The sequence below is a fragment of the Candidatus Symbiopectobacterium endolongispinus genome (genome assembly GCF_018777385.1).
Lineage (GTDB): Bacteria > Pseudomonadota > Gammaproteobacteria > Enterobacterales > Enterobacteriaceae > Symbiopectobacterium > Symbiopectobacterium endolongispinus.
The window spans coordinates 204,995-229,395 of the sequence record NZ_JAFJYB010000001.1 but is presented as its reverse complement, the minus strand read 5'-3'; the positions used below and the strand labels follow the sequence as shown (position 1 = coordinate 229,395).

Below are 24,401 nucleotides of genomic sequence, written 5' to 3'. Positions count from 1 at the left end.
CTTCACACGCTTCTCGCCGGGACCGCCTGATGCCTGTACATTTGCTGATTATCGATGCATTAAACCTGATTCGTCGTATCCATGCCGTGCAAGGATCTCCCTGTGCGTCGGCCTGCCAGCACGCCGCTACCCAACTGCTACAGCATAGTCAGCCGACGCACGCCGTCGCGGTGTTTGATGATGAACAGCGCGCTGACAGTTGGCGACACCAGTTATTGCCCGACTATAAAGCGGGCCGCCCTCCTATGCCTGAGAATCTGACGCTTGAACTGCCGCAAATACGGCAAGCGCTGGTATCAATGGGCATCCCCTGTTGGCATACACCAGGCAATGAAGCCGATGATTTGGCGGCAACGCTCGCCACAAAAGTCGCCCACGCCGGTCATCAAGCAACGATTGTCTCAACCGACAAGGGCTACTGCCAACTGCTAGCCCCCACTATTCAGATTCGCGATTATTTTCAAAAGCGCTGGTTGGATGTGCCTTTTATCGCACAGGAGTTTGGCGTTTCACCGCAACAATTGCCTGATTTCTGGGGGCTGGCAGGCATCAGCAGCAGCAAAATACCCGGCGTGGTGGGAGTTGGTCCCAAAAGCGCAAGTCAGCTGCTTGCCCAAGCCGGAACCTTGGAACAGCTCTACAAGCAATTGGATGAGGTGCCAGAAAAATGGCGGCGCAAACTGGAATCGCAGCGCGAAATGGCCTTTGTCAGCCGTCAGGTAGCGACGTTACGCACGGATTTGGCACTGGAAGGGAATTTACAACAGTTACGGCTGACGGCGGGGAAATAAACGCGACGTTCTTCCCGAACGACGCGTAAGATTGCAGACAAACCCACTAGAAAAGTCATTCCCGTTCCCAACCCGTCATTACCGCGAAAGCGGGAATCTCTTGCAGATGTAGCGCGTTTCTTCTGGCAGAGATCCACAGCTTTTGCCGAGGATGACGAATAGAAAAGCGCATTGCGCTTAACGCTCGTCGCGCCGCCCCGGCACCGCGCCCCATATACGCCGCGCGTGTACCGTTACCTCTTCGCGATCGCGGTACAGTTGGCGAGCACGGAGTTCGTAGTTGATACCATTCTCACTAAAGCGCTCGCTCAGCAGCGCCAGATTTTGCGTCACTTCCTCATAGCGTTTTTTCATCGGCAACTTGAGGTTGAATATCACTTCCCGGCACCAGCCCTTCACCAGCCAATCGGCCATCAGGTTAGCCACCCGCGCTGGTTTCTCCACCATATCGCATACCAACCAAGTGATATTGTTACGCGGTGGCTCAAAACGAAAACCATCGGCGGCATGGTGTGTCACCTGACCAGTATCCATCAGGCTTTGCGCCATGGTACCGTTATCCACGGCATGCACCATCATGCTGCGCTTCACCAGTTGATAGGTCCAACCGCCGGGGCACGCCCCCAAATCCACCGCGTACATGCCGCTTACCAAACGCTCATCCCACTCATCAGCCGGGATGAATACATGGAACGCCTCTTCCAGTTTTAATGTCGAACGGCTTGGCGCATCAGAAGGGAATTTCAGACGCGGGATACCCATGTAAAACGGCGAGTGGTTATTACTGTAGGAATATCCCACATAGCAATGCCCCGGGGCAATAAACAACACATGGATAATAGGACGAGATGCTTTTTCATACGGCAGCAGAATGCCGTTTTCCTTCAGGGCAGCGCGCAAAGGCACGGTGAACTTGCGGCAAAACTTCAGCAGTTCTTTGCTTTCATTGGTGTCCGGTACTTCAACGCGCAGTTCTCCAGCCCGTTCAATCGCACCAGTTAGCATGCCGACGATCGGGGTAATGCGATCTCCCGGCGGCAAACCGCGCAACAGCTCACCGCACACGAACCATTGACGGGCAAAAACCAGCGTATCAAACGGCAATGTTTTGATTAAGCGATCGGCATCTTCATGCTGATAGCATTCATACATCACATAGCCACAATTTTCTTTAACCCTGGCGAAGCCAAAAACCTCATGTGCGGTGGTTTTTTCCGTTATCTCTGCCGCACACTCTTTTTCGAAACCGGGGCGGCAATATAAAATTACCTTATTCATTACTTTTCGCCTTTCTTGTCTGGCGCAGCACGCCAATCAACATCAAAACCCATCCGGTCAGGAAGAAAAGACCGCCAACCGGCGTGACAAACGCCCAAAACCGCAGGTGCGACAGCGCCAGACAATAAAGACTGCCGCTAAACAGCACGGTGCCAAGCGCCAACGCAATGCTGCTCCAATAAAACCACAGATTACGGCGCTGGCGCATCAATACCGACAGCGCCAGAATCGCTAGCGTATGAAACTTGCTGAGCACGTGCGCACCAAAGGCACCCAACGCTACAAACACAAACCCGCTGATCGCGGAAAACATCAGCATAAAACGACTGTTCATCGTATTTTCCACAGTAAATCGATTCAAATATTATCCGAACGCCACATATCAACGTGCGGCGTTGTCATAACGGAAACGAAACTTCTCTTGCTCGCTTGCCGCGCGCGCCAAAATCCAGTGGCGAAAGGCGGCTATTTTACCCAGTTCAGCCTGACTGTCATGACAAACCAGATAAAAAGCATTTTTACTGACCAATACGTCGTTAAATGGGCATACTAACCGACCCGCTTCAATCTCGGTCTGAGCCATCACGTTATTTGCCAAAGCGACCACCTGTCCGTGGATCGCCGCCTGCAACACCATCGCACTGTGGCTGAATATCGGCCCTTGCTGCACGTTGATCTGCACGCCAAGCTGCCGGGTGTAGGCCAACCAGTCGCGGCGAGACGCATCATGCAACAAGGTATGCCCTACCAGATCCTGCGGGGTTTTTAGCGGATGCTTGCCCGTTAGCAATACCGGAGAACAGACAGGCAACAGATACTCAGCATAGAGCTTTTCAACGCGCAACCCGTGCCAGTTGCCACGCCCGTAAAAAATCGCCACATCCACATCATCTGACAGACGATCTTCCTGGCGGTCTACCGCCTGAATTCGCACATCAATCCCCGGAAACTCCGCATTGAAACTCGATAATCGCGGTACTAGCCAATGGATGGCGAAACTGGGTAACAGGCTGACCGTCAATGCCCCTTTGGCACTGCGTGACTGTAACTTGCGCGTCGCTTCATTGAGTGAAGAGAAGATCTCTTTTATATCAAGATAGTAGCTTTGCCCCTCTTCCGTAAGCAGCAAAGAGCGATTGCGGCGACGAAACAGCTTGAGCCCCAAAAAATCTTCTAATGACTTGATTTGATGACTGACAGCAGCCTGTGTGACAAACAGTTCCTCCGCCGCTTTGGTGAAGCTGAGGTGGCGGGCGGCAGAATCAAATACACGCAACGCATTGAGCGGAGGGAGTCGCTTTGACATAGGGGTAATGTTCTTCTTTTTCCTAAGAGGTGCACGGAGGCAGCACCGTTCCAGCCATTAGTTTTTTTATCCGAGACATTATAATTTGTCCGTTGAGGATGCACCATATATTAGCGCCACTTCCTTGAGCCGGAACGAAAGGTGCGGCAGGCGTTTTCTGAAGTGCTTTTGGCTTGTGGTTGTTATGTTGTGTTTGCTATTTATTGTCTGCTTTTCAGACATGGTAGCCAAGGCTACTTTTCACTTCCTGTACATTTACCCTGTCTGTCCATAGTGATTTTTATGTGGCACCGCTTTTTAGCGGTGCTTTTTTTGCCTGACAGGCGGCAAATCTCCGTGTGCCAGAAATGACAATTCCCGCGCTGACATTTCATACTCGCCTTACCGAATGAGTAAGCAACGAAATGGCAGTGCGGGAATCGAGACACAGGTTACACCCGAGGGAAAACTATTTGGCTCCCACCATTTCCTTCAGGTTATCACGGTTGATCTGCTGCTCGTGGCCGTAGGCATCGACGTAGCTGATCATTCCGGTATCCTCATCCACTTTCGGTTTTCCTTCAGCGACAATGGTGCGCCCGTCGTTGGTATGCAGCACATAATTACTCGAACAGGCAGTCAAAGAGAGTGCAGCCATCGCAATGGTAATAATTGCTATTTTATTCTTCATAGTGTACTCCAAGTAAATTTTTAGGTTACTTATTTCGCTACTACCGAACGATAATTCTGTTTATCAACAATGTTAAGACTAGCGAAATCATTTCAATATGCGTTTAAGGATCGTCCTAAAACTTGTTTCCCCGTAAAAAATGAGACAGGATCGTCTGCCAGAAGAGGAACACCATGACAGCATTCAATCCCGCAACCTTTCGTAATGATTTCCCTGCACTCGCGCGATCCGGCGTTTATCTGGACAGCGCGGCAACGGCGCTCAAACCCCAGCCGGTCATTGATGCCATCTCGCAGTATTACACCTCCGAGACCGGCAACGTGCACCGCAGCCAACATGCTCACGCACAGCAGGTGACAGCGCGATTCGAGCAAGTTCGATGCGCGGTAGCCGCCCTGCTTAACGCCGACGATCCGCGTTGCATCGTGTGGACTCGCGGTACGACAGAAGCCATTAATCTGGTGGCGCAAAGCTATGCACGCCCTCGTTTGCAGCCGGGTGATGAAATCATCGTCAGCGAAGCGGAGCACCACGCCAACCTCATTCCCTGGCTGATGGTGGCACAGCAAACCGGTGCACGCGTCGCCAAGCTGCCGATTGGCGCGGATGCACGGCCTAACCTGTAAGCATTAGACGATCTGATCACCCCACGCACGCGCCTGCTGGCACTGGGCCAGATGTCTAATGTGACAGAGGGACAACCCGATCTGGCGAAAGCGATCGCGCTGGCGCATCAGGCAGGTGCTGTGGTGATGGTCGACGGCGCGCAAGGCATTGTGCACAGCGCACCTGATGTACAGGCGCTGGATATCGATTTTTACGCCTTCTCCAGCCACAAACTTTTTGGCCCGACCGGTATTGGCGTATTGTACGGCAAAGCCGACCTGCTGGAATCCATGCCACCCCGGCACGGTGGAGGGAAAATGATGAGCGCGGTCTCTTTTGATGGGTTTACACCGCAGGCCATTCCTCAGCGATTTGAGGCGGGCACCCCCGCTATTGCCGAAGTGCTCGGGTTAGTGGCTGCGCTGACGTGGATGCAAGGCTATGACTGGCGCACTGCGGAGCAATATAGCCAAGGGTTGGCCCAGTTGGCTGAACAGCAGTTGGCTCGTTTCCCCGGTTTTCGCTCACTGCGCAGTCCCAACGCGACCATCCTGTCGTTTACCCTGACCGATGCACATCCGAACGATCTGGCAACACTTCTTGCAGAGCAGCAGATTGCCGTTCGCGCCGGACACCATTGCGCTCAACCGTTATTCGCGGCACTTGGATTCGATGGCGCAGTACGCGCCTCTTTCGCGCCGTATAATAACGAGCATGATGTCACCACGCTGGTGACGGCGGTTGGCAATGCGTTGGATTTACTGCGAGATTGATTGACGAACAATGGAACTGGCCTACACCATGACAGAACATCCCATGACAGAGCACACCGCTCACCCTTTTGGCCGTGCCATAATGGCAGAGACCTTACAGCACACCTTCGATGCCTGCCGCTCGTGGGAAGAGCGTTATCGGCAATTGATCCTGCTGGCTAAACAGCTTCCGGCCCTGCCGGACGCGTTGAAAAATGACACTATCGCCCTGTCTGGCTGTGAAAATCGCGTCTGGTTGGGCTATGAGAAACAACAGGATGGTCGATTGCACTTTTACGGTGACAGCGACGGGCGTATCGTGCGCGGTTTGCTGGCTGTACTGCTCACGGCGGTAGAAGGCAAACAGGCTGCCGATTTGCTAGGACAAGATCCATTGTCCCTGTTTGACCAGCTCGGCCTGCGCGCGCAGCTCAGCGCCTCACGCGCCAGCGGATTATCCGCGCTGGCACAGAGTATTCAAACCATAGCCGCATAGGCCTAGCCTATTATTCTCGGCGTAAGCCGAGGCTCCTACACAGCAGGAACGCGTTTAGCCCGTGGGGGATTCCCGCCTACGCGGGAATGACGGATAAGCGCGGGTATGTTGACATGGAAAAACACCGCTCAGGAACCAACCTGCTGCGCTTCGCGCGCTGCCTTCGCCATCATTTTCTTTAACGCGTGGGATACCGCAACAAAACCAAAGGTCGCGGTCACCATGGTGGCAGCCCCAAAGCCAGAGGCGCAATCCATACGTTTTACCCCTTCCGCCGTGCTGCGCGATGCGCACACCGATCCATCGGCCTGCGGGTACACCAGCGGCTCATCGGAAAATACGCAGTCAATGCCTAAGCGGCCTTTGCTGTTCTTGACCACGTTGAAATCGTGTTTAAGCCACTCACGCAGCTTGGCCGCCAGCGGATCCTGAATGGTTTTGGCGAGATCCACCACGCTGATGCGTGTAGGATCGATTTGCCCACCAGCCCCGCTGGTCGTCACGACCGGAATTTTATAACGTCGACAGTATGCCAGCAGCGCCGCTTTCGGGCGCACGCTGTCAATCGCATAAATCACATAGCTGAAGCCACGGTTGAGATATTCCGCCACGTTATCCACCGTGACGAAATCATCCACGCAGGTAACCTGACATTCAGGGTTAATGGCACGGATACGCTCCGCCATCACTTCCGTTTTCGCCTGTCCGGTATGTTCGCGCAGCGCGTGAATCTGCCGGTTGGTGTTGCTGACACAGACGTCATCCATATCAATCAGCGTAATCGCACCAATGCCGGTACGCGCCAGCGCCTCTGCGGCCCAGGAGCCTACGCCGCCAATGCCGATAACGCACACGTGCGCCTGTGCAAACAGCGCCAACGCCTGCTGACCGTATAACCGCGCTGTGCCGCCGAAGCGTTGCAGATAGGCTTCGGATAACGTACCACTCATGACCACCAACCCTTAAATCTGATAACCGCTGTAAAAAAACAGGCCCGATCATAAAGCGATCGGGCCTGTTGCGCTACTGGTGTGATGAAAATCAGGCTGCCGCTACGTCCACCAGGCAGCTCATGGCATTAGGCCCCTGCGTGAGCGGTGGGGTGCCAATATCCAGCGTCAGCACGTTGGCATTGCCGGACTGCTCCACCGCGTTCCACTCTTTCTGACCGAAACCCGGCTCGAACCAGGCACCGGTAGACATGATCACTACGCCAGGAGCCACCCCTTCGGTCACGCGGACACCGGCATAGATACGACCACGCGCGTTAAAGACTTCCACTTGCTGCTCATCAACAATGCCGCGCGCGTTTGCATCCTGCGGGTGCATGTAGAGCGTCTCTTTGCCTGCGGTTTTATTCGCCGCCACCTGCGGTGTTGCGGCCAGTTGGCTATGCAACCGATCCGATGGCTGAATGGAAATAAAATGCAGCGGCCAGCGTTCTGCGGTTTCGGCGCCAAGCCACTCGACAGGCGGACGCCACTCTGGATGCGGGGCGAAATCCTCATAGCCGTAACGGGCGATAGTATCGCTGTACAGTTCGATCTTGCCGCTCGGCGTTTGCAGCTGGTGCTGTTCAGGGCTATTGCGGAACGCATCAAAGAACACAAACGGTTTTTCACCCTGCAGCACATCCAGATGCCCACGCTGCCAAAACTGCTCGAACTCAGGCCATTCCAAACCCTGCTGACGCCCACGGCACTCTTCATACAGCGCTTCTAGCTATGCCTGCTCATCACGCCCCTGGGTAAAGGCATCGCCATAGCCCAGTCGTTCCACCAGTTCACTGAAAATATCATAGTCATTACGCGCCTGATGTTGCGGCGCAATCGCCTGATGCATGGCAAATAGATGGCGATCGCGCGACGATCCGCCCAGATCGTTACGTTCAAGCGTGGTGGTCACCGGCAGCACGATATCGGCCATCTGCGCGGCGGGCGTCCAGACGATATCCTGTACGATAACCGTCTCGGGCCTGCGCCAGCCTTCAACCAGACGGTTAAGCTGCTGGTGATGGTGAAACGGGTTGCCACCAGCCCAGTGAATCAGATGGATCTCATGGTAGCGATGGGTTTCGCCCTTGAAGGTATAGGGTTGGCCGGGATTCAGCAGCATATCCGCAATACGCGCTACCGGAATGGCACGCCCAGGGTTTTTCACCGAGGGAGATTCTGGTGTGGGCGTAGCGATACGCTCATTACCGACACCGTTCATGGAGCCGTGACCAAAGGAGAAACCGCCACCCGGCAGGCCGATTTGGCCCAGCATGGCTGACAGCGCGATCATCATCCAATATGGCTGCTCTCCGCGATGGGCGCGCTGCACCGAATAGGCGCAGGTGATGAAACTGCGCACGACAATCAGTTGCTGCGCCAGACGACGAATGCGCTCGGCGGGAATGCCGGTGATGGCGCTGGCCCACTCCGGCGTCTTCGGCGTGCCATCGCGTTCACCGGTCAGATAGTGGCGTAGCGCATCATAGCCTACGCAATAACGCCGCAGAAAATCGGTGTCATCCGCGCCCAGCCGCTGAATTTCGTAACCGAGCGCCAGCATCAACGCCACATCGGTATTTGGACGAATCGGGATCCACTCGGCACCGAGAAAGGCTGGACAGTCGTCACGCATCGGACTGATGTTGATAACCGGGATCTTTTTCTCAGCCAGTTGACGCAATGCCGGTTCCAGACTGTGATATCCCGCCCCACCGGAAGCCATCTGCGCGTTTTTCAGCGCCAACCCGCCAAACGCGAGGAAAATATTGCAGTGTTCTAGCACGCTGCGCCACTCCGTCACCTTGCCGGTTAGCGACTGAAAAGTACCGATAACGTAGGGTAAAAAGAATTGCGCCGCGCCCCAACTGTAGTTGCCCTGTTGATCAACGGCACCTACGCCGGAGAAATAGAAACGTCGCACCTGCGAACGCGCATGGTGAAAGCGCCCCGCAAAAGACCAGCCGTAGGATCCGGCGAACAGGCCATCCGCACCGTAACGATCGCGTACTCGCTGGTTCTCCTGCACCACCAGATCGAGTGCGACATCCCAATCTACCTCAACAAAATCTTCTTTGCCGCGCAGCGTGCCATCACTGTTTTCACGCTTTTGTAACCAGGAACGGCGCACGGCCGGACGGCGGATACGCTTGTCGGAATAGACCAGCGGCACGATAGAATCAAGTATCGCGGAAGGGGCAGGATCGCTGGCAAACGGCTCGCAGCGGATCAGTTTTCCGTCCTCCACGACGGCGGTAAAAGCGCCCCAATGCGCCAGATGTGGATAACGCTGAATAGCCATTCGCAACCTCAATTCTTTCTCGTGCCACCCTGAATAGCGCGGCAACGCAGTCCTGGTAAGAAACAACGCCAAAAACGACGTTAAAAAATCGTAAAAACATTGCCACAAAAAACAATGCCACAGTTATAAAAGAAATACCCCAGACACTTCAAGTATGCGGGTTATGCGGAATATAGCTTTGCTTATGCAGATTTAAACGTTTGTTTAAAACGCACGTTAGGATAGGGTTTAACCTCAATAAGCACAGTCGAAAAGTTTACTTCAGCAACGGACTGTGATTAATTCGCCACCAAGCGAAAATAATAAATAATCAATTGTTTTAGTTAGTTTTTATTTAATAGCAGATACCAAAACCAGGAATTCATGATGACTCGCACACTGACAATCCCTTTATTTATGACCAGATGTTAGTTTCCTGATAGTGATTTCTCGATCGCCGTGATTACCGCACTTTTCCTCTGAATAGCGCGTCGAATTGTTACGCTGTCAGGCTGGTATATCAGCGAAAAAAACGCTCACAAAAAACCGCATAATCGACAGGGATAATATCCCTGAAAAATACGGATAAATACCATGAAACATAAAGCGATATTATCTGTGCTGATAATGGCAACCTCATTATTCAGTCTGCCGGGGTTAGCCGATACGGCAACGCCGCAACCGGGTGTTATCCCGCAACGCGGCGGCACGCTCAACTTTCTGGCCGAGCCCGAACCTCCAGTCCTGACCAGTCTGGTCAGCACCAGCAGCGCGGTGATGAAGGTTAACGCCAAAGTGATCGAAGGGTTGCTGGATTACGATTTCAACATGAACCCGGTGCCGCAACTGGCGACCAGTTGGTCTGTCAGTACGGATGGCAAAGAGTACACCTTCCATTTGCGTCAGGGCGTAAAATGGCATGATGGCAAAGACTTCACCTCTGCGGATGTCGCCTTCTCCATTCTCACCGTGAAGCAATATAACTCCCGGGGTAAAGGTACGTTTGCTAACGTCACCGAGGTAAAACGCCCGATCCTTATACCGCTATCATTGAGCTGTCGCAGCCTGCGCCCTATTTGCTGAGTGCGTTTTCAGCTAACGAAGCGCCTATGGTGCCCAAGCATCTCTACGAAGGCACCAATATTCTCTCCAACCCGCACAACACCGCACCAATCGGTACTGGCCCGTTTGTGTTTAAAGAGTGGGTACGCGGCAACCATATTCTGTATGAGAGCAACCCGAACTACTGGGATCAGCCCAAGCCTTATATCGATCGTTTAGTGGTAAAAATCATTCCTGATGCCGCCACGCGCACCATTGCCTTGGAAACTGGCGCGCTGGATCTGGGCAGTGATACGCCCATCCCGATGAGTGAAATTGAGTGCATCAAGAAGAACCCGAAACTGGGCATTGAAACTCGCGGTTACGGCTACAGCCCTACGCAAACCCGTATCGAGTTCAACCTGGATAACCCGTACCTGAAGAACCTCAAGGTTCGCCAGGCGATCGCGCACAGTATCAATCTCGATGTACTGAAAAAGGTGGTGTGGTACGGCTATGCCTCTAACTCTCCCACTGGGATTACGCCGGAACTTACGCAGTTCCACGACAGCACGCCGTCACCGTACAATTTCGATATTGCTAAAGCCAACAAACTGCTGGATGAAGCGGGCTTCACGCGTCAGGCCAACGGTATTCGCTTCCAACTGGTGCACTATTTTATGCCTTACGGCGACAGCTTTAAACGCGTCGCTGAATACCTGAAATCCGCGTTGGCTAAAGTGGGTATTGACGTCACCATCCGCTCACAGGACTTTGCCACCTTTGTTAAACGGGTCTATACCGACCGCGACTTCGACTTCAACAACGGTTCCATTTCCAACCTGTTCGATCCGGCGGTTGGCGTGCAGCGTCTCTACTGGTCGAAAACCTACTCACCGGGCGTTCCGTTTGGTAATGGCTCGCACTACAGCAAACCGGAAGTAGACCGTCTGCTGGAGCAGGCCGCCGTTGAGACCGATCCTGCGAAGCGTGTGGCGTTGTACAAACAGTTCCAACGCATCATCGCTACCGAGATCCTGGACCTGAACCTGTTGCAGATCAACCGACTGACTATCTACAACAAGCACGTCCACGGCTTTATCAACGGTATTCAGGGTGTGAATGGCAGCCTGGCTGACGTTTGGATTGAACAGTAAGTAATACGACAGTCCCGCGACAGCGGGACTGTGTTTTCTTGATAGAGGTAGGGCGATGAACAGATTGCAACGCACCCGACGTATTTTGCAACGCACGCTATTGCATGCGCTGCCCACGACGCTCGGCATCGTGATCGTGGTATTTTTTCTGCTGCAACTGGTACCGGGCGATGCCGCCGATGTGCTGGCTGCAGAAGCGGGCAGCGCCACCGCAGAAACCATGACGATGCTGCGCGCCCAGTTCGGGTTGGATCAGCCTATTCTTTCCCAACTTCTCAGCTACCTTGGCAACCTCAGCCTGGGGTTCTCACCGGCCCGTGATGGATCTGATCATGTCGCGTCTGCCCAGTACGCTACTGCTGATGCTGCTTTCACAGACCATCGCTATCGTGGTCGGGATCGCGCTGGGCGCAATAATGGCGGTATGGGCAGGGAAATGGTCTGACCGTGTACTGTCGCTGCTGGCACTGCTGCTCTACTCCACGCCAGGGTTCTGGATCGGATTGATGACGCTGATTCTGTTCTCCGTGCAGCTTGATTGGCTGCCGAGCGGCGGCAACATCACCATCGGTGCCGAGCTCACTGGCTGGGCCTACGTCGCGGATATCCTGCGTCACGCTATTTTGCCGGTGCTGACATTGAGCAGCTTTTTCATTGCGATTTACGCTCGCTTAACCCGCGCGGCGATGCTGGAAATCGCCCAACAGGATTTTGTACGCACCGCCCATGCCAAAGGCCTTACCCCGTGGTTTGTCACCGTACGCTACATTCTGCGCTGCGCGTTGCTGCCGATCACGACCGTTGCAGGTATGCACTTTGGCAACCTGCTTGGCGGCGCTACCGTGGTTGAAACCGTATTCAGTTGGCCTGGCCTCGGTCGACTGGCGCTGGAAGCAGTGATGGCACGTGATTTTAACGTGCTGCTGGGTGTACTGCTGCTTTCCGCCATGCTGGTGATTGTGGCGAATATTCTGGTGGACTTACTCCAGTCCTGGTTGGATCCGCGCATTAAAGCGCACTGAGTCTGGTCGGAAATAACACCAGAATACAATGAAATAGGTAATTCCTTACATGAGTAACCTTGTTGATGAAAAAGGCCCAGCGCGCTGCACGTTCCGCCTGTCGCCTGAAGTGAGCGCCTTTTTGCGTAATCCCTCCGGCATGGCGGGGTTATTGATGCTACTGGCCGTCTTGGTAATGGCGTTCCTCGCCCCGCTTATCTACCCCGGCGATCCTCTGGATATGGTGGCACAACCGTTTTTATGGCCCGGACAAGACCCCCAGTTCCCACTTGGGAACCGATTCTTTGGGCCGTGATGTGGCCGCCGGTATTGTGCACGGTTCACAGGTTTCGTTGCAGATAGGCTTCAGCGCCGTGTTGGTCAGCCTTGCTATCGGCACCGTCGTCGGTGCATTGGCAGGCTATTTCGGCGGCACAATCGACGATGTGTTGGTGCATATCACCGAGCTGTTTCAAACCTTTCCCACGTTCTTACTGGTGGTCGTGCTGGTAGCCATCGTCAATCCCCTCGATTGGCCTGATCTCCAGTGCGATCGGGATTGTCTCCTGGCCAACCATTGCCCGTCTGGTACGCGCGGAATTTCGTTCGCTACGCGCCAGCGATTTTGTGCTGGCTGCCCGCAGTCATGGCTTTTCTTCTCTGCGTATTATCTTTCAGGAAATGCTGCCGAACGCTCTGCCGTCGATCATCGTGACCACCTCGGTGATGGTGGCGTCGTCCATTCTGATTGAATCCGCGTTGGCATTTCTCGGTTTTGGCGATCATAACCGGGTTAGTTGGGGCAGCATGATCGGTGCCGGGCGCGAATCGCTGCGCACCGCCTGGTTCTTCACTGCCCTGCCCGGCGGCGCTCTAGTGCTGACGGTGTTATCACTCAATCTGGTCGGCGATGCGCTTAACGACGCGTTGAACCCCCCGTTTGCGCAGGAGAGCATCATGACCTCGTTACTCACCATCAACGATCTGCGCGTCACCTTTCCCGGCCATGACGCAGTACGCGGTTTGAACCTGACGCTGAATGCCGGTGAAACGCTGGCACTGGTGGGTGAGTCCGGTTGCGGCAAATCCGCCATCGCCCTGTCGCTGATGCGCCTGCTGCCTGACAGCGCGCGGTTGCAGGGGGAAATTCTGTTTGACGGGCAAAACCTGCTGACGTTGTCCGATGCACAAATGCGCCAACGACGCGGCAATCAGCTTTCGATGATCTTTCAGGAACCGATGACATCGCTAAACCCGGTGTTGAGCATCGGCCAGCAAATCGCGGAAACGCTGCATGTGCACCAGCAACTAACCCCAGTCGCTGCGCGCAAGCGAGCCATTGAATTGCTGGATCTGGTGCGGATCCCCGAGCCGGCACGTCGCGTTGATGATTACCCACATAATCTCTCCGGCGGACAGCGCCAGCGCGTGATGATCGCCATGGCGGTTGCCTGCCAGCCACGCTTGTTTATTGCCGATGAACCCACCACGGCGCTCGATGTCACCATTCAAGCCCAAATTCTGGCGCTGCTGGACAGGCTGAGACGAGAATTGTCGATGGGGCTGCTGCTGATCACGCACGATCTCGGTTTGGTGTCGCAGTGGGCCGATCGCGTGGCGGTAATGTATGCCGGTCAAAAGGTCGAAGAGGCTGCCACTGCGCAACTGTTTAGCACACCGCAGCACCCCTACACGCGCGGGCTGCTCGGCACCTCGCTGCATATGGATCAGGACATGCATTACCGGGATTCGCGCCTGCCGGAAATCCACCATCAGCCTGAAGCGCAAGGTTCTGCTTTCACGTTGATTACACCGCCGCCGTTGGTGCACAGCCCGCGCCAGACCGATCAACAGCCGCTGCTGTCACTGTGCGATGTCCACACCGAATACCAGACCGCACAAGGGAAAGTCAGCGCGGTAAATGGCGTATCACTGGATATCCATCCGGGAGAAACCCTGGGGCTGGTCGGCGAATCCGGCTGTGGAAAATCGACCCTGTCAAAAACCATCCTGCGCCTGCTACCCACCTTACAGGGCAACATTATTTTTGACGGTGAGGATATCACCCACCACAACGCGTCACGTCTGGCGTCACTGCGTCAGCGTGTGCAGATGATATTCCAGGATCCTTACACATAGCTTAACCCGCGCCACAGCATTCAGCACATTCTGGAAACCACACTGGTGGTGCACGGCATGGGTTCGCGGGCCGAGCGTCAACGTGCCGTGCGCGACATCCTTGATAAGGTCGGGCTACCACAACGCAGTCTGGAGCGTTACCCGCACGAATTTTCTGGTGGACAGCGCCAACGCATTGGGATTGCACGCGCGCTGGTGATCAAACCTTCGCTGGTGATCTGCGATGAGCCGGTCTCTGCGCTGGATGTGTCCATTCAGGCACAAATTCTCAACCTGCTGGTGGAACTGAAAAACGACATGGGGCTGGCGCTGCTGTTTATCTCACACGATTTGGCCGTGGTGCGCTATATCGCCGATAACGTGATGGTGATGCACAACGGCAACTGCGTAGAACAAGGCGACAGTTACCGTATCTGGCATCAGCCGCAACACCCTTATACCCGAAAACTCATCGATGCAGTACCGGGCGCGACGCCGCGTACTGCACAAAATATCCCTGCGGTCACTCACCCAACCGTTCACCTGACAGAGAGACAAACGGCATGAATTTGGGCATTCAAGGAAAAAAAGCATTGGTGTGGGAAGCCAGCCGTGGTCTGGGGAAAGCGGCAGCGCTGCAACTGACCCAGGAATGCGTTGAGGTCATCTTACTGTCACGCACCGCACAGGCATTGCACGAAGCTCAAGAGAGCATTTTGCTGCAAACCGGCGTGCGTCCGCATGCCGTTGTGGCGGATATCACCACAGAAGCAGGCCGACAAGCGGCCATTGACGCCTGCCCTACTCCAGACATTCTGATCAATAACGCCAGCGGCCCAACGCCGGGTGATTTTCGCGAATGGCAGAGACAGGATTGGCTCGATGCTCTCGACAGCATGATGCTCGGCCCGATTGCCATGATACGCCTCACGGTAGATGGTATGGCAGAGCGTGGTTTTGGCCGCATCATCAATATCACCTCGCGCAGCGTCAAGATCCCACAACTGGAACTCGGCTTGTCCAATAGGCCTGACGGGCTTTGTCGCCGGGTTGGCGCGTACGCAAGTGCACCGCAACGTGACGATCAACAACATTCTGCCTGGCATCTTTGATACCGAAGGCCAATGGCACCATATCCAGTCGCTGAGCGAACAAACCGGGCGTGATTTTTCAGCAATCCACAAGGAGCGGGCGGCGGCTAGCCCGGCTCAGCGCTATGGTCAGCCCGAAGAGTTTGGTGCCACCTGTGCGTTTCTCTGCTCGCAGCAGGCTGGGTTTATCACCGGACAAAACCTGTTGATTGATGGCGGCAGCTATCCCGGCACTTTTTAAGGAATCATCATGACGCCATCTGTACCCACAACAGAGACGCCGCGCGTCAATAAGGCGACCGTAGACACCTTATTGCCCGAACTGACGGCACTGCGCCGCCAGATTCACCAGCACCCGGAAATAGGTTTTGAAGAGTGGCAAACCGCGCGTTTGATTGCGAGCACCTTAACCGAATGGGGCATTGAGGTTACCACCGATATCGGTGGGACGGGCGTCGTCGCCACACTAAAAGGGCGTTATCCCGGCACTGGACACCTCGGCCTGCGTGCCGATATGGATGCACTCTATATCCATGAACAAACCGGGCTGCCTTATACCTCTGCGCACGCGGGCAAGATGCACGCCTGTGGCCACGATGGTCATGTGGCCATGCTGCTGGGTGCAGCGCGTTATCTGTCGCTGCACCCCGATTTTGCAGGCACCGTACACTTTATTTTTCAACCGGCAGAAGAAGGATTAGGTGGCGCACCGGCGATGCTTAACGGCGGCCTGTTGGAGCGCTTCCCCTGCGATGCCATTTACGGTTTGCACAACAAACCGGGTATCCCCCTCGGCACGTTTGCGCTGCGCGCCGGGCCAATGCTGTGTGCCAGCGATACCTGGCAGGTGGTATTTCGCGGCACGGGGGGACACGGTGGATCGGGCGCACACCTGTCTATCGACCCCACGCTGCCAGCGGCACAGTTTATCAGCGCTCTGCAAACCATCGTCAGCCGTAACGTGCCGGCAATGGAGTCCGCCGTGTTGAGTATCGGTCATATTCAGGCGGGTGATGCCAATGCACCGAACGTCATTCCCGACAGTGTGCGTATCAAAGGCACGGGGCGTAGTTATTCGCCCGCAATTCGTGAACTGCTGGCTTCCCGCCTTGAGACACTGGCGCAGCATTGTGCCCAGGGTTACGGCGCGCGTGCGGAAGTGACTTATGACTATCAATACCCGGTGCTGGTAAACGATGCCGACGCCACCGACCGTGCAATTCGCGCCGCGCACGCAGTCGCCAGCGTGAATCCGAACATGACACCGCTCTGGGCATAGAAGATTTCGCCTACATGCTGGAACAGCGCCCTGGCGCATTCATGATGGTCGGTAACGGCGATACTGCCGCTCTACACACGCCGCACTACGACTTTAACGATGACCTAATTCCTGTCGGCGTCCAGTATTGGGCCGCGCTGGTGTATCAGGAGCTGAAAAGCGCCTGAATCAAGGATACTGCCATGACCACAGCGACAAGAGAGAAACAACCGGAAATCCGTCAGCGCATCCTGCAAGAGGCGATTGCGCGTTTTGCCCATAAAGGCTCAGAACTGACCACTATCCGTGAAATTACTCAGGCCACGCAGGTAAACCTAGCCTCGGTAAACTATTACTTCGGCTCCAAGGATGGTCTGCTGCACGCTGTGCTGGATGCCGTGCTAGGCCCACTGAGCAAGGCGCGCGCACAACTGTTGGATGCTGCCGAAGCCCGCTATGGCGATCGCCCCATTCCAATTGAAGTGCTGCTGGATGCGATGTTGCGCCCATTGGTGAAAACGGCCAAAACCCCGATGGCGGACGTATTGTGGTGCGACTGTTGCAACACTTACGCGCCACACCGGAACACAGCGTCACGTCGTTGCTTTCCGCACAGTTCGACCATGTGGCGCATCGGTTTATTGATGCCCTTTCGCGCACCTTGCCGCATCTGGCGCGTGCCGAGGTGATTTGGCGTTATGAATTTGCTCGCGGTGCCGCCATGCATGTGCTGACCGATGCCGATCCACGTTCGGGCAGATTGGCTTTACTGCCACAAGGGCTATGCGATAACCGTGACAACGAACAGGTGCTGGCGCACTTGCTCACCTTCGTCAGCACCGGTTTCTGCGCGCCTTCCCATAACGATATCTCTCACATTCACCGCATGGAGACGCCGTCACACGCGCCGTCCGTGCCATTCTTCACACCGTCAGGAAATAACGCAGGCTGAAAACCATGAGTAAACCAAAAATTGAAGGCTCCTTTGTAGCACTGATTACCCAGTTCAACGAGGACGGCAGCGTTGATTTCGGCGCATTTGAGACGCTGTTGCAGTTTCAGGCTGAAAACGGCACCTCTGCCGTGCTGATCATGGGCTCAACCGGTGAAGTCTCCATGTTGTCACCAGAAGAGCGTAAGGCCATTATTCGCCGTACAGCGCAATTCCGTCAGGGTGACATGAAGATTTTCTTCGGTTGCACCGGCAACAACACTGACACCACCATCGATTATGTACGCTATGCGCAAGACAACGGCGCAGACGGCGCGATCATCGCAGCGCCAGCCTATATCTGCGCACCGGAAAGCGATATCGAAAGCTATTTCCTTGAAGTGGCAGATGCCACCGATCTGCCGCTCGGGATCTACAACAACCCGCCGCGCGTGAAATCCGATCTGCACTGGACATCGCTGCTGCGCATCTTCAAACACCCGAACTATGTGGTACATAAAGAATCCACCACTCGCGTGGGACAGGTGGCGCAAGTACTGGCTAGCAACCCGGACGTTTCGGTTATGTGCTGCGACTCCACCAACTTGGGACTGGTGGTTCCAACCATGTCACTCGGTGGACACGGCACCGCCAACATGACGGGCAACATTGCTCCGGTAGAGCTGGCAGAAATCTCACGTCCGTGGAAAAACGGCGATGATGCTGCACGTTTCCGTACCGCTTACCAACACTTGCTGCCGCTGTTGCACTACACCGATTCGGCCATCAACCCGGTCGCGGTAAAATCGCTAATGAAAGCCATCGGCTTACCGGCAGGTAGCCTGCGTCGACCACTGCGCGACCTGCAAGGCGATGCATTACAGAACGGTATTCGTATCGTCAACGAGCTGGGTCTGAGCAAAAAGTACGGTTTTAAAGGTTAATGATTTAACGCTGCATAAAAAACCGCTTTACCCCGCGTCATCCTCGGCGAAAGCCGGGGATCTCTGTGAGAAGAAACGCATGATACCTGCCAGAGATTACCGCCTACGCGGGAATGACGGGGAGTGCAGTGATATGACTGTTTTATGTAGCTTTGTCAGCAGCCTGAGCCGCTTGATATTCAAGCAGTTCAGACTGCTAGGCATTATCAGAAGCTGTATTGAACCCCGACACGGTAGCGGGTTTGACGATCATCCTTGATGCCTGATGATTCAGGAACATTCCCCACCGCTACAAAGAGACGCCAGTTTTTATCCCATTTATAACTCAACTTCACATCATGGCTGAAAGAGTAATTGTCATTATCGGATAACTTTATTCTTGCCGCATTGGCTTTTTGATAATCTAATTCATATTCAATCGTATAATCCTTGAGTAAATTATAAGCGATCACCGACGTCAGGTTATAACCATTTTCCGATGTTTTGTTCGCCGTTCCAATATTATTGCTGTTACGCTTGTAATAAGGGCGATAACGCAGCGACACCGACAGATCGTTGGTAATATTCGCTTTACCACGCAGGTATGGACGGTAATTATTGTAGTTAGAAGTGGAATCTAACGAAAAACCAGTCTCCAAAGAGAAGGTTTTATTGAAGTTGTACAGATAGCTGGCGATAACTTCCGTACCGTTGCTGACACTTTCGTTAAACGGTTTGTTTGGCGTTTTATCATTAGCGTGCTGCCCCAGCGAGCTTCCACTGACAGGCCAAAACCTTGCTCAAAACGATGAGAGAACAGCAAACGATCTTTATGGTCACCGTTTGAAGTATCTTTGAATTCGTGACGATAATCGATGGTCGCTGCCAACGTATTGAGCGCAACCAATGAAGTGATTGCCAACGTTACTAACTTTAATTTCATTGTATTTCCCCGAGAGTCAAACTGCATTACTGCTATTATGATGACGTCAACAACTTCGCAGACGAAGGTAATCCCTACCGCGATAAATGACGGCGTATCAAATTGATGCGCCAGAGGAATGTAACAATAAGTTCATTTTTGCAAACAACGTTATTTTTATTACCTTATCCAAAATATGGCATAAGCAGTAATAATAAAATAAACCGCTGCTCAATAAAAATGTCGGAAAAGTTATTCTTTTCCGACATCGATAAAGGATGCGTTAACGCGCGGCGCTTTGCATTAATAAAGGCGTAGTGCTGAAGGAAGATGCTGCATTATTTTTCAGCACCCAGACACGGCCATAATGGTTGTAATACCCAGCGGCATGACCGACTTCATGCCCAATCCCCTGATAGATATCAAAATGCTGGCCTTTGATGGCTCCCCCCACGTCAAGCGCCACCATCATGCGCATCTCGTAACGGCCGGTGAATTTCCCTTCGTTGTTAAGCAAGGGGACTTCTGCCAGCAAGGCCGTGCCCGGTGGGATCAGCGAGCGATCGGACGCTACAGAGGCTTTGGCAATCAACGGCACAGCGCTCGCGCCCTTCACTGGTGCGGATGACATCTGTTTAAAGAAAACAAAAGAAGGATTCTGCTCCAGCAGTTCACGCACAGCATACTCGGGGTGTGTCTCGCCCCAGTGGCGGATCGCCTGCATCGACATCTCTTCTTTAGGTACTTCGCCTCTGTCGATCAACACTTTGCCAATACTGCGATAGGCATGCCCATTCTTGCCGCCATAGGCAAAGAAGGTCAGCGGTCGGCCATCACCGAAATCCACATAGCCGCTCCCCTTCACTTCCATCAAAAAGTTGTCCATCAGCGAGTTGGTCCAGGCAAGGACATTGCGTTCGCCCAGCGCACCGGCATAAATACCAGCGCGATCGGGTAAGCGACGACTCTTTTTGTTGGGGGCTGGCATACCGTAAAGCGGGTGTTGGAATTCACCCTGACGGGTGTAACGCGCCTGCACGACCGGCGTGTAATACCAGGTGAATTGCACGTTACCAAAATTATCCACGCCCTCCATTTGCCAGGCATTAAGCCCAAACTGGCTCAGGTTACGCGTATCGGCACCGGCCTGCATCCAACGTTGAATGGCCTGAAAGATGTCCTGATTACGGGCATACAGCACGGGGGAGGCATTCTTAATCTCTGTCACCTGGTTAACGAAATCGACTGCATTAACCGGCTTTCCGGTGGCGTTAGGTTCATTAACGAGCGCAAGCGGCTGCTCAAGTCGCCCATATTTATACTGCTGCACACGGTCGGTCGGCCTGGACTGACACCAGGTCAGAATGGCGATCACCACCCCGGTCAGCACATATTTACCCCAACATCCTCTCATTTTCTCTTCCGCTCTCATTACAGCCTGCCAAATCAGTGCCCACACAATAACAAAGGCACATCTATAAGAAAACGCGCCAATCTTCATAAGTGGATGAAGGTGAATAAAAATCAATCAAAGTGCATATAAAACCGTCAGACGTGCGGGTAACTTCCACTTTTTTTTCAAATAGGGGTTGCATACCCGGCAATGGAGAGTATAGTGCGAATCTACGGACGCGGGGTGGAGCAGCCTGGTAGCTCGTCGGGCTCATAACCCGAAGGTCGTCGGTTCAAATCCGGCCCCCGCAACCAACTTCTTGATTCAAGAAGCTTACCAACAATAAACACCCTGACGGGTGTTTTTTTAGCCAATCAATACTGTAAACGCCTCACTTACGATTGCCCACGCTGGCAAAGTACGCCTTAATCCCCGCTAGAATAGATTCCGCAATTTGCTGCTGAAAGTGGCTGGTGCGCAATTTACGCTCTTCTTCCAGATTGCTGATAAACGCCGTTTCTACCAGAATCGAGGGAATATCGGGCGCTTTTAACACCGCAAACCCGGCCTGATCGACTTTGTTCTTGTGCAACTTATTCACTTTGCCAAGCCGCTTAAGGATTTCGCCGCCAAATTTCAGACTATCGCTGATGGTCGCGGTCTGTACCAAATCAAATAGCGTATGGTCGAGGTAACGATCGCCACTCATGCCCACGCCACCAATCAGATCGGATTCGTTTTGCGTTTCCGCCAAAAAACGCGCTGCAGTGCTGGTTGCACCTTTCTTTGACAGCGCAAACACCGAAGAACCGCGCGCCGCACGGTTGGTGAAAGCATCCGCGTGAATCGAAACAAACAGATCGGCACGCTGCTTACGTGCTTTCGCCACCCGCACGCGCAAAGGGATAAACACATCCTCATTGCGCGTCATATACGCCTTCATATTGGGTCCACGCTCAATCAGGCTGCGTAACCGCCGCGCAATCTGTAGCACAATATCTTTCTCGCGCGTGCGGTTTTTACCGATGGCTCCAGGATCTTCACCACCATGCCCGGGATCGAGCATGATAACCAACGGACGATCGCGCCCTGCTTTACCCGCCAACGGCGCTTCTGGCGGTAATTTACTCTCCAGATCGCCCTTGTTGTAATCTTCCAGCAGCGCCAGAAGCGGATCGTCGGCATTGTCATAGCGCCCTACCGCTGGGTAGAGATCCAACACCAGGCGGTGTTTAAACTCTGCAATAGGATCGAGGGTAAAGATTTTCGGATTGGTGGCTTGCTTCAGCTCTAAAACCAGACGCACCGTTTTGGGGTCAAACTGTCCAATGCGGGCTTCTTTGATCAGCGGGTCGTCAGACTGAAACTGCTGCGAAACCGTTTTCAACACACTGTTGAGTTGGATATCTTCGATATCCACAACCAGCCTGCTGGGGTCGGTTAACATAAACTGCTTGTATTTTAGCGTGCGGTTAGACTCTAACGTGACGCGGGTATAGGCTGAAGAAGGCCAGACGCGAACGGCGATCACCTGGGCGGCGGCAGCCCGTCCGGCGCCGCTGACGCTCAATAACCAGGTTGCCGCCGCGCCTTGCAAGAGGCGGCGGCGAGTCTGATTGTGATTCGAATAAGACATGCCACTCCAATTCGTTATGCTGTCGTTATTGTGGTGCTGTAGTCATTGTGATGCTGTCGCATGCAGGCACTGGCGCGAGTGCTCAAACGGTGATATCAGGCAGAAAAAACACAGACCAACAGGTAATTTGCCGCGATATTACGCGAAAAAAGATAAAGTCAGTATTAACAATGTGAAAACTTTAACGAATTTTCCCACCTCTGTCATGTAAAAATCATCGTATCGGCGTATAAACGGCCGGAAAGCAAGTCAGTCATTCAGAACGGAAATCAACACAGCACTGAGAAAGAGGGTAATAGCGCTGAACACGACCGAATTGTGAGACTTACTCCTTGCCTTTTCGTTCCATTTTCGTTCAATTAGAATAAAAATACACAAATTACGAATAAAAATTCACTCAGAGAGGCTCGCAATGAAGGAACGTAGTACAGAACTGGTCCAAGGCTTCCGCCATTCGGTTCCTTATATCAACGCGCATCGCGGCAAAACCTTTGTCATCATGCTGGGCGGTGAAGCTATTGAACATGAAAATTTCGCCAACATAGTCAACGATATTGGCCTGCTGCATAGCCTCGGCATCAAGCTGGTGGTGGTCTATGGTGCCCGCCCGCAGATTGATGCCAGCCTGACCACACACCATTTCGAGCCGCGTTATCATAAGCATACCCGTGTCACCGACAGCAACACGCTGGACCTGGTGAAACAGGCCGCAGGCATGCTGCAACTGGATATCACCGCGCGTCTTTCCATGAGTTTGAATAACACGCCGCTACAGGGCGCGCACATCAACGTGGTGAGCGATAACTTTATTATCGTCCAGCCGTATTATCGTCCAGCCGTTAGGGGTCGATGATGGCGTGGACTACTGCCACAGCGGTCGCATCCGGCGTATTGATGAAGCGGCGATACATCGCCAGTTAGACAGCGGCGCCATTGTGCTGCTAGGCCCGGTAGCTGTATCTGTCACAGGCGAGAGTTTCAATCTGACGTCTGAAGAAGTGGCGACCCAGTTGGCTATCAAACTGAAAGCCGAGAAAATGATTGGCTTCTGTTCGTCCCAAGGGGTTACCACGCAGGATGGCACCATCATTTCTGAACTGTTTCCCGACGACGCCCAGCGCTGCATTGAAGAGCGTGAAGCCGATGGAGATTATAACTCGGGAACCGTGCGCTTCCTGCGTGGTGCCGTGCGCGCATGCCGGAGCGGCGTGCGCCGTAGTCACCTGATCAGCTATCAGGAAGACGGGGTACTGGTGCAAGAACTGTTTTCTCGTGACGGTATCGGTACGCAGATCGTCATGGAGGGTGCGGAGCAAGTGCGCCGAGCCACCATCAACGATATTGGCGGCATTCTCGAGCTGATCAGTTCGCTGGAGCAACAGGGGATTCTGGTGCGCCGCTCACGTGAGCAGTTGGAAATGGAGATCGATAAGTTTACCGTGGTGGTCCGCGATAACCTGACCATCGCCTGCGCCGCGTTGTACCCGTTCCCTGAAGAGAGCATCGGAGAAATGGCCTGCGTCGCGGTACATACTGACTATCGCAGTTCCTCGCGCGGAGACATGTTGCTACAACGCGTTGCGGCACAGGCACGTCAGCAGGGGCTGAAGAAACTTTTCGTTCTCACCACGCACAGCATCCATTGGTTCCAGGAGCGCGGCTTTCAGCCCGCCGAGGTGGAGATGCTGCCTAAACGCAAGCAGGAACTGTATAACTACCAGCGCCGTTACAAGATCCTGGTGATCGACCTGTAATCCT

At 53.9% G+C, this 24,401-nt stretch carries 11 protein-coding genes, 1 tRNA gene and 11 pseudogenes; 14 read left to right on the top strand and 9 right to left on the bottom strand.

Going from position 1 to position 24,401, the window contains the following annotated elements; all coding sequences use genetic code 11:
* The first annotated feature begins 29 nt into the window (after window positions 1-29).
* Complete coding sequence (xni, locus tag JZM30_RS01115; protein ID WP_252317267.1) at window positions 30-791, top strand: flap endonuclease Xni; 762 nt, start codon at window positions 30-32, stop codon at window positions 789-791.
* A gap of 177 nt (window positions 792-968) precedes the next feature.
* Here the strand turns inward: xni and rlmM are convergent, their stop codons facing one another.
* The 4 genes from rlmM to JZM30_RS01095 form a co-directional block, all read right to left on the bottom strand.
* Window positions 969-2,069 carry a 23S rRNA (cytidine(2498)-2'-O)-methyltransferase RlmM gene (rlmM, locus tag JZM30_RS01110; RefSeq protein ID WP_252317266.1) on the bottom strand — a complete coding sequence of 367 codons (1,101 nt, stop codon included), beginning with the start codon at window positions 2,067-2,069 and terminating at the stop codon, window positions 969-971.
* Entirely contained in the window at window positions 2,062-2,403 is a 342-nt protein-coding gene (locus tag JZM30_RS01105) for a DUF423 domain-containing protein (RefSeq protein WP_252317265.1), read from the bottom strand. The genes rlmM and JZM30_RS01105 overlap by 8 nt, the downstream gene beginning before the upstream one ends.
* Window positions 2,404-2,451: 48 nt before the next feature.
* The gene (locus JZM30_RS01100; RefSeq protein ID WP_252317264.1) at window positions 2,452-3,375 is read right to left on the bottom strand and encodes a transcriptional regulator GcvA; all 924 of its coding nucleotides are present in this window, start codon (window positions 3,373-3,375) and stop codon (window positions 2,452-2,454) included.
* A gap of 448 nt (window positions 3,376-3,823) precedes the next feature.
* On the bottom strand, window positions 3,824-4,045 hold the full coding sequence (locus tag JZM30_RS01095) for a YgdI/YgdR family lipoprotein (protein WP_252317263.1): 222 nt from the start codon (window positions 4,043-4,045) through the stop codon (window positions 3,824-3,826).
* 173 nt (window positions 4,046-4,218) lie between these two features.
* Between JZM30_RS01095 and csdA the strand changes: the two are divergent.
* Window positions 4,219-5,424 (top strand): annotated as a pseudogene (gene csdA, locus JZM30_RS01090) (cysteine desulfurase CsdA).
* 10 nt (window positions 5,425-5,434) lie between these two features.
* The gene (gene csdE / locus JZM30_RS01085; protein WP_438801453.1) at window positions 5,435-5,899 is read left to right on the top strand and encodes a cysteine desulfurase sulfur acceptor subunit CsdE; all 465 of its coding nucleotides are present in this window, start codon (window positions 5,435-5,437) and stop codon (window positions 5,897-5,899) included.
* 128 nt (window positions 5,900-6,027) lie between these two features.
* On the opposite strand, the gene tcdA is transcribed toward csdE, so the two are convergent.
* Complete coding sequence (gene tcdA, locus JZM30_RS01080) at window positions 6,028-6,849, bottom strand: tRNA cyclic N6-threonylcarbamoyladenosine(37) synthase TcdA (protein ID WP_252317262.1); 822 nt, start codon at window positions 6,847-6,849, stop codon at window positions 6,028-6,030.
* Window positions 6,850-6,940: 91 nt separating this feature from the next.
* Window positions 6,941-9,193, bottom strand: a pseudogene (locus JZM30_RS01075) (molybdopterin-dependent oxidoreductase).
* A gap of 573 nt (window positions 9,194-9,766) precedes the next feature.
* Between JZM30_RS01075 and JZM30_RS01070 the strand changes: the two are divergent.
* The 9 genes and pseudogenes from JZM30_RS01070 (at window position 9,767) to JZM30_RS01025 (ending at window position 18,713) form a co-directional block, all read left to right on the top strand.
* Window positions 9,767-11,370, top strand: a pseudogene (locus tag JZM30_RS01070) (ABC transporter substrate-binding protein).
* A 55-nt stretch (window positions 11,371-11,425) separates the two neighbouring features.
* Window positions 11,426-12,392, top strand: a pseudogene (locus JZM30_RS01065) (ABC transporter permease).
* Between the two features lie 49 nt (window positions 12,393-12,441).
* Window positions 12,442-13,307 (top strand): annotated as a pseudogene (locus JZM30_RS01060) (ABC transporter permease); the annotation flags it as partial.
* Window positions 13,308-13,328: 21 nt separating this feature from the next.
* A pseudogene (locus tag JZM30_RS01055) lies at window positions 13,329-15,056 on the top strand (ABC transporter ATP-binding protein).
* Window positions 15,053-15,821, top strand: a pseudogene (locus JZM30_RS24195) (SDR family oxidoreductase). Before JZM30_RS01055 ends, JZM30_RS24195 begins: the two co-directional pseudogenes overlap by 4 nt.
* Before the next feature lie 9 nt (window positions 15,822-15,830).
* Window positions 15,831-17,026 (top strand): annotated as a pseudogene (locus JZM30_RS01040) (M20 aminoacylase family protein).
* A gap of 15 nt (window positions 17,027-17,041) precedes the next feature.
* Window positions 17,042-17,167 (top strand): annotated as a pseudogene (locus JZM30_RS01035) (TetR/AcrR family transcriptional regulator); the annotation flags it as partial.
* Between the two features lie 218 nt (window positions 17,168-17,385).
* Window positions 17,386-17,790 (top strand): hypothetical protein, encoded by a 405-nt coding sequence (locus tag JZM30_RS01030; RefSeq protein ID WP_308167108.1) that lies wholly within the window; start codon window positions 17,386-17,388, stop codon window positions 17,788-17,790.
* 5 nt (window positions 17,791-17,795) lie between these two features.
* Window positions 17,796-18,713, top strand: a complete 918-nt coding sequence (locus tag JZM30_RS01025; protein ID WP_252317260.1) for a 4-hydroxy-tetrahydrodipicolinate synthase family protein — start codon at window positions 17,796-17,798, stop codon at window positions 18,711-18,713.
* A 206-nt stretch (window positions 18,714-18,919) separates the two neighbouring features.
* On the opposite strand, the pseudogene JZM30_RS01020 reads toward JZM30_RS01025, so the two are convergent.
* Both JZM30_RS01020 and mltA read right to left on the bottom strand, forming a co-directional pair.
* Window positions 18,920-19,635: pseudogene (locus JZM30_RS01020) on the bottom strand (oligogalacturonate-specific porin KdgM family protein).
* Window positions 19,636-19,897: 262 nt separating this feature from the next.
* Complete coding sequence (mltA, locus tag JZM30_RS01015) at window positions 19,898-21,028, bottom strand: murein transglycosylase A (protein ID WP_252317259.1); 1,131 nt, start codon at window positions 21,026-21,028, stop codon at window positions 19,898-19,900.
* A gap of 216 nt (window positions 21,029-21,244) precedes the next feature.
* Here mltA and JZM30_RS01010 point away from each other — a divergent pair.
* Window positions 21,245-21,321 (top strand) — tRNA-Met (locus JZM30_RS01010).
* 77 nt (window positions 21,322-21,398) lie between these two features.
* On the opposite strand, the gene amiC is transcribed toward JZM30_RS01010, so the two are convergent.
* Complete coding sequence (amiC, locus tag JZM30_RS01005) at window positions 21,399-22,643, bottom strand: N-acetylmuramoyl-L-alanine amidase AmiC (RefSeq protein WP_252317258.1); 1,245 nt, start codon at window positions 22,641-22,643, stop codon at window positions 21,399-21,401.
* Window positions 22,644-23,055: 412 nt separating this feature from the next.
* Here amiC and argA point away from each other — a divergent pair.
* Window positions 23,056-24,397 (top strand): annotated as a pseudogene (gene argA, locus JZM30_RS01000) (amino-acid N-acetyltransferase).
* Window positions 24,398-24,401 lie beyond the last annotated feature (4 nt).

Coding starts and splice junctions, on each gene's coding strand:
- xni (WP_252317267.1), top strand. CDS start 30: ATGCCTGTACATTTGCTGATTATCGATGCATTAAACCTGATTCGTCGT.
- mltA (WP_252317259.1), bottom strand. CDS start 21,028: ATGAGAGGATGTTGGGGTAAATATGTGCTGACCGGGGTGGTGATCGCC.
- amiC (WP_252317258.1), bottom strand. CDS start 22,643: ATGTCTTATTCGAATCACAATCAGACTCGCCGCCGCCTCTTGCAAGGC.
- csdE (WP_438801453.1), top strand. CDS start 5,435: ATGGAACTGGCCTACACCATGACAGAACATCCCATGACAGAGCACACC.
- tcdA (WP_252317262.1), bottom strand. CDS start 6,849: ATGAGTGGTACGTTATCCGAAGCCTATCTGCAACGCTTCGGCGGCACA.
- JZM30_RS01025 (WP_252317260.1), top strand. CDS start 17,796: ATGAGTAAACCAAAAATTGAAGGCTCCTTTGTAGCACTGATTACCCAG.
- JZM30_RS01100 (WP_252317264.1), bottom strand. CDS start 3,375: ATGTCAAAGCGACTCCCTCCGCTCAATGCGTTGCGTGTATTTGATTCT.
- JZM30_RS01105 (WP_252317265.1), bottom strand. CDS start 2,403: ATGAACAGTCGTTTTATGCTGATGTTTTCCGCGATCAGCGGGTTTGTG.
- rlmM (WP_252317266.1), bottom strand. CDS start 2,069: ATGAATAAGGTAATTTTATATTGCCGCCCCGGTTTCGAAAAAGAGTGT.
- JZM30_RS01095 (WP_252317263.1), bottom strand. CDS start 4,045: ATGAAGAATAAAATAGCAATTATTACCATTGCGATGGCTGCACTCTCT.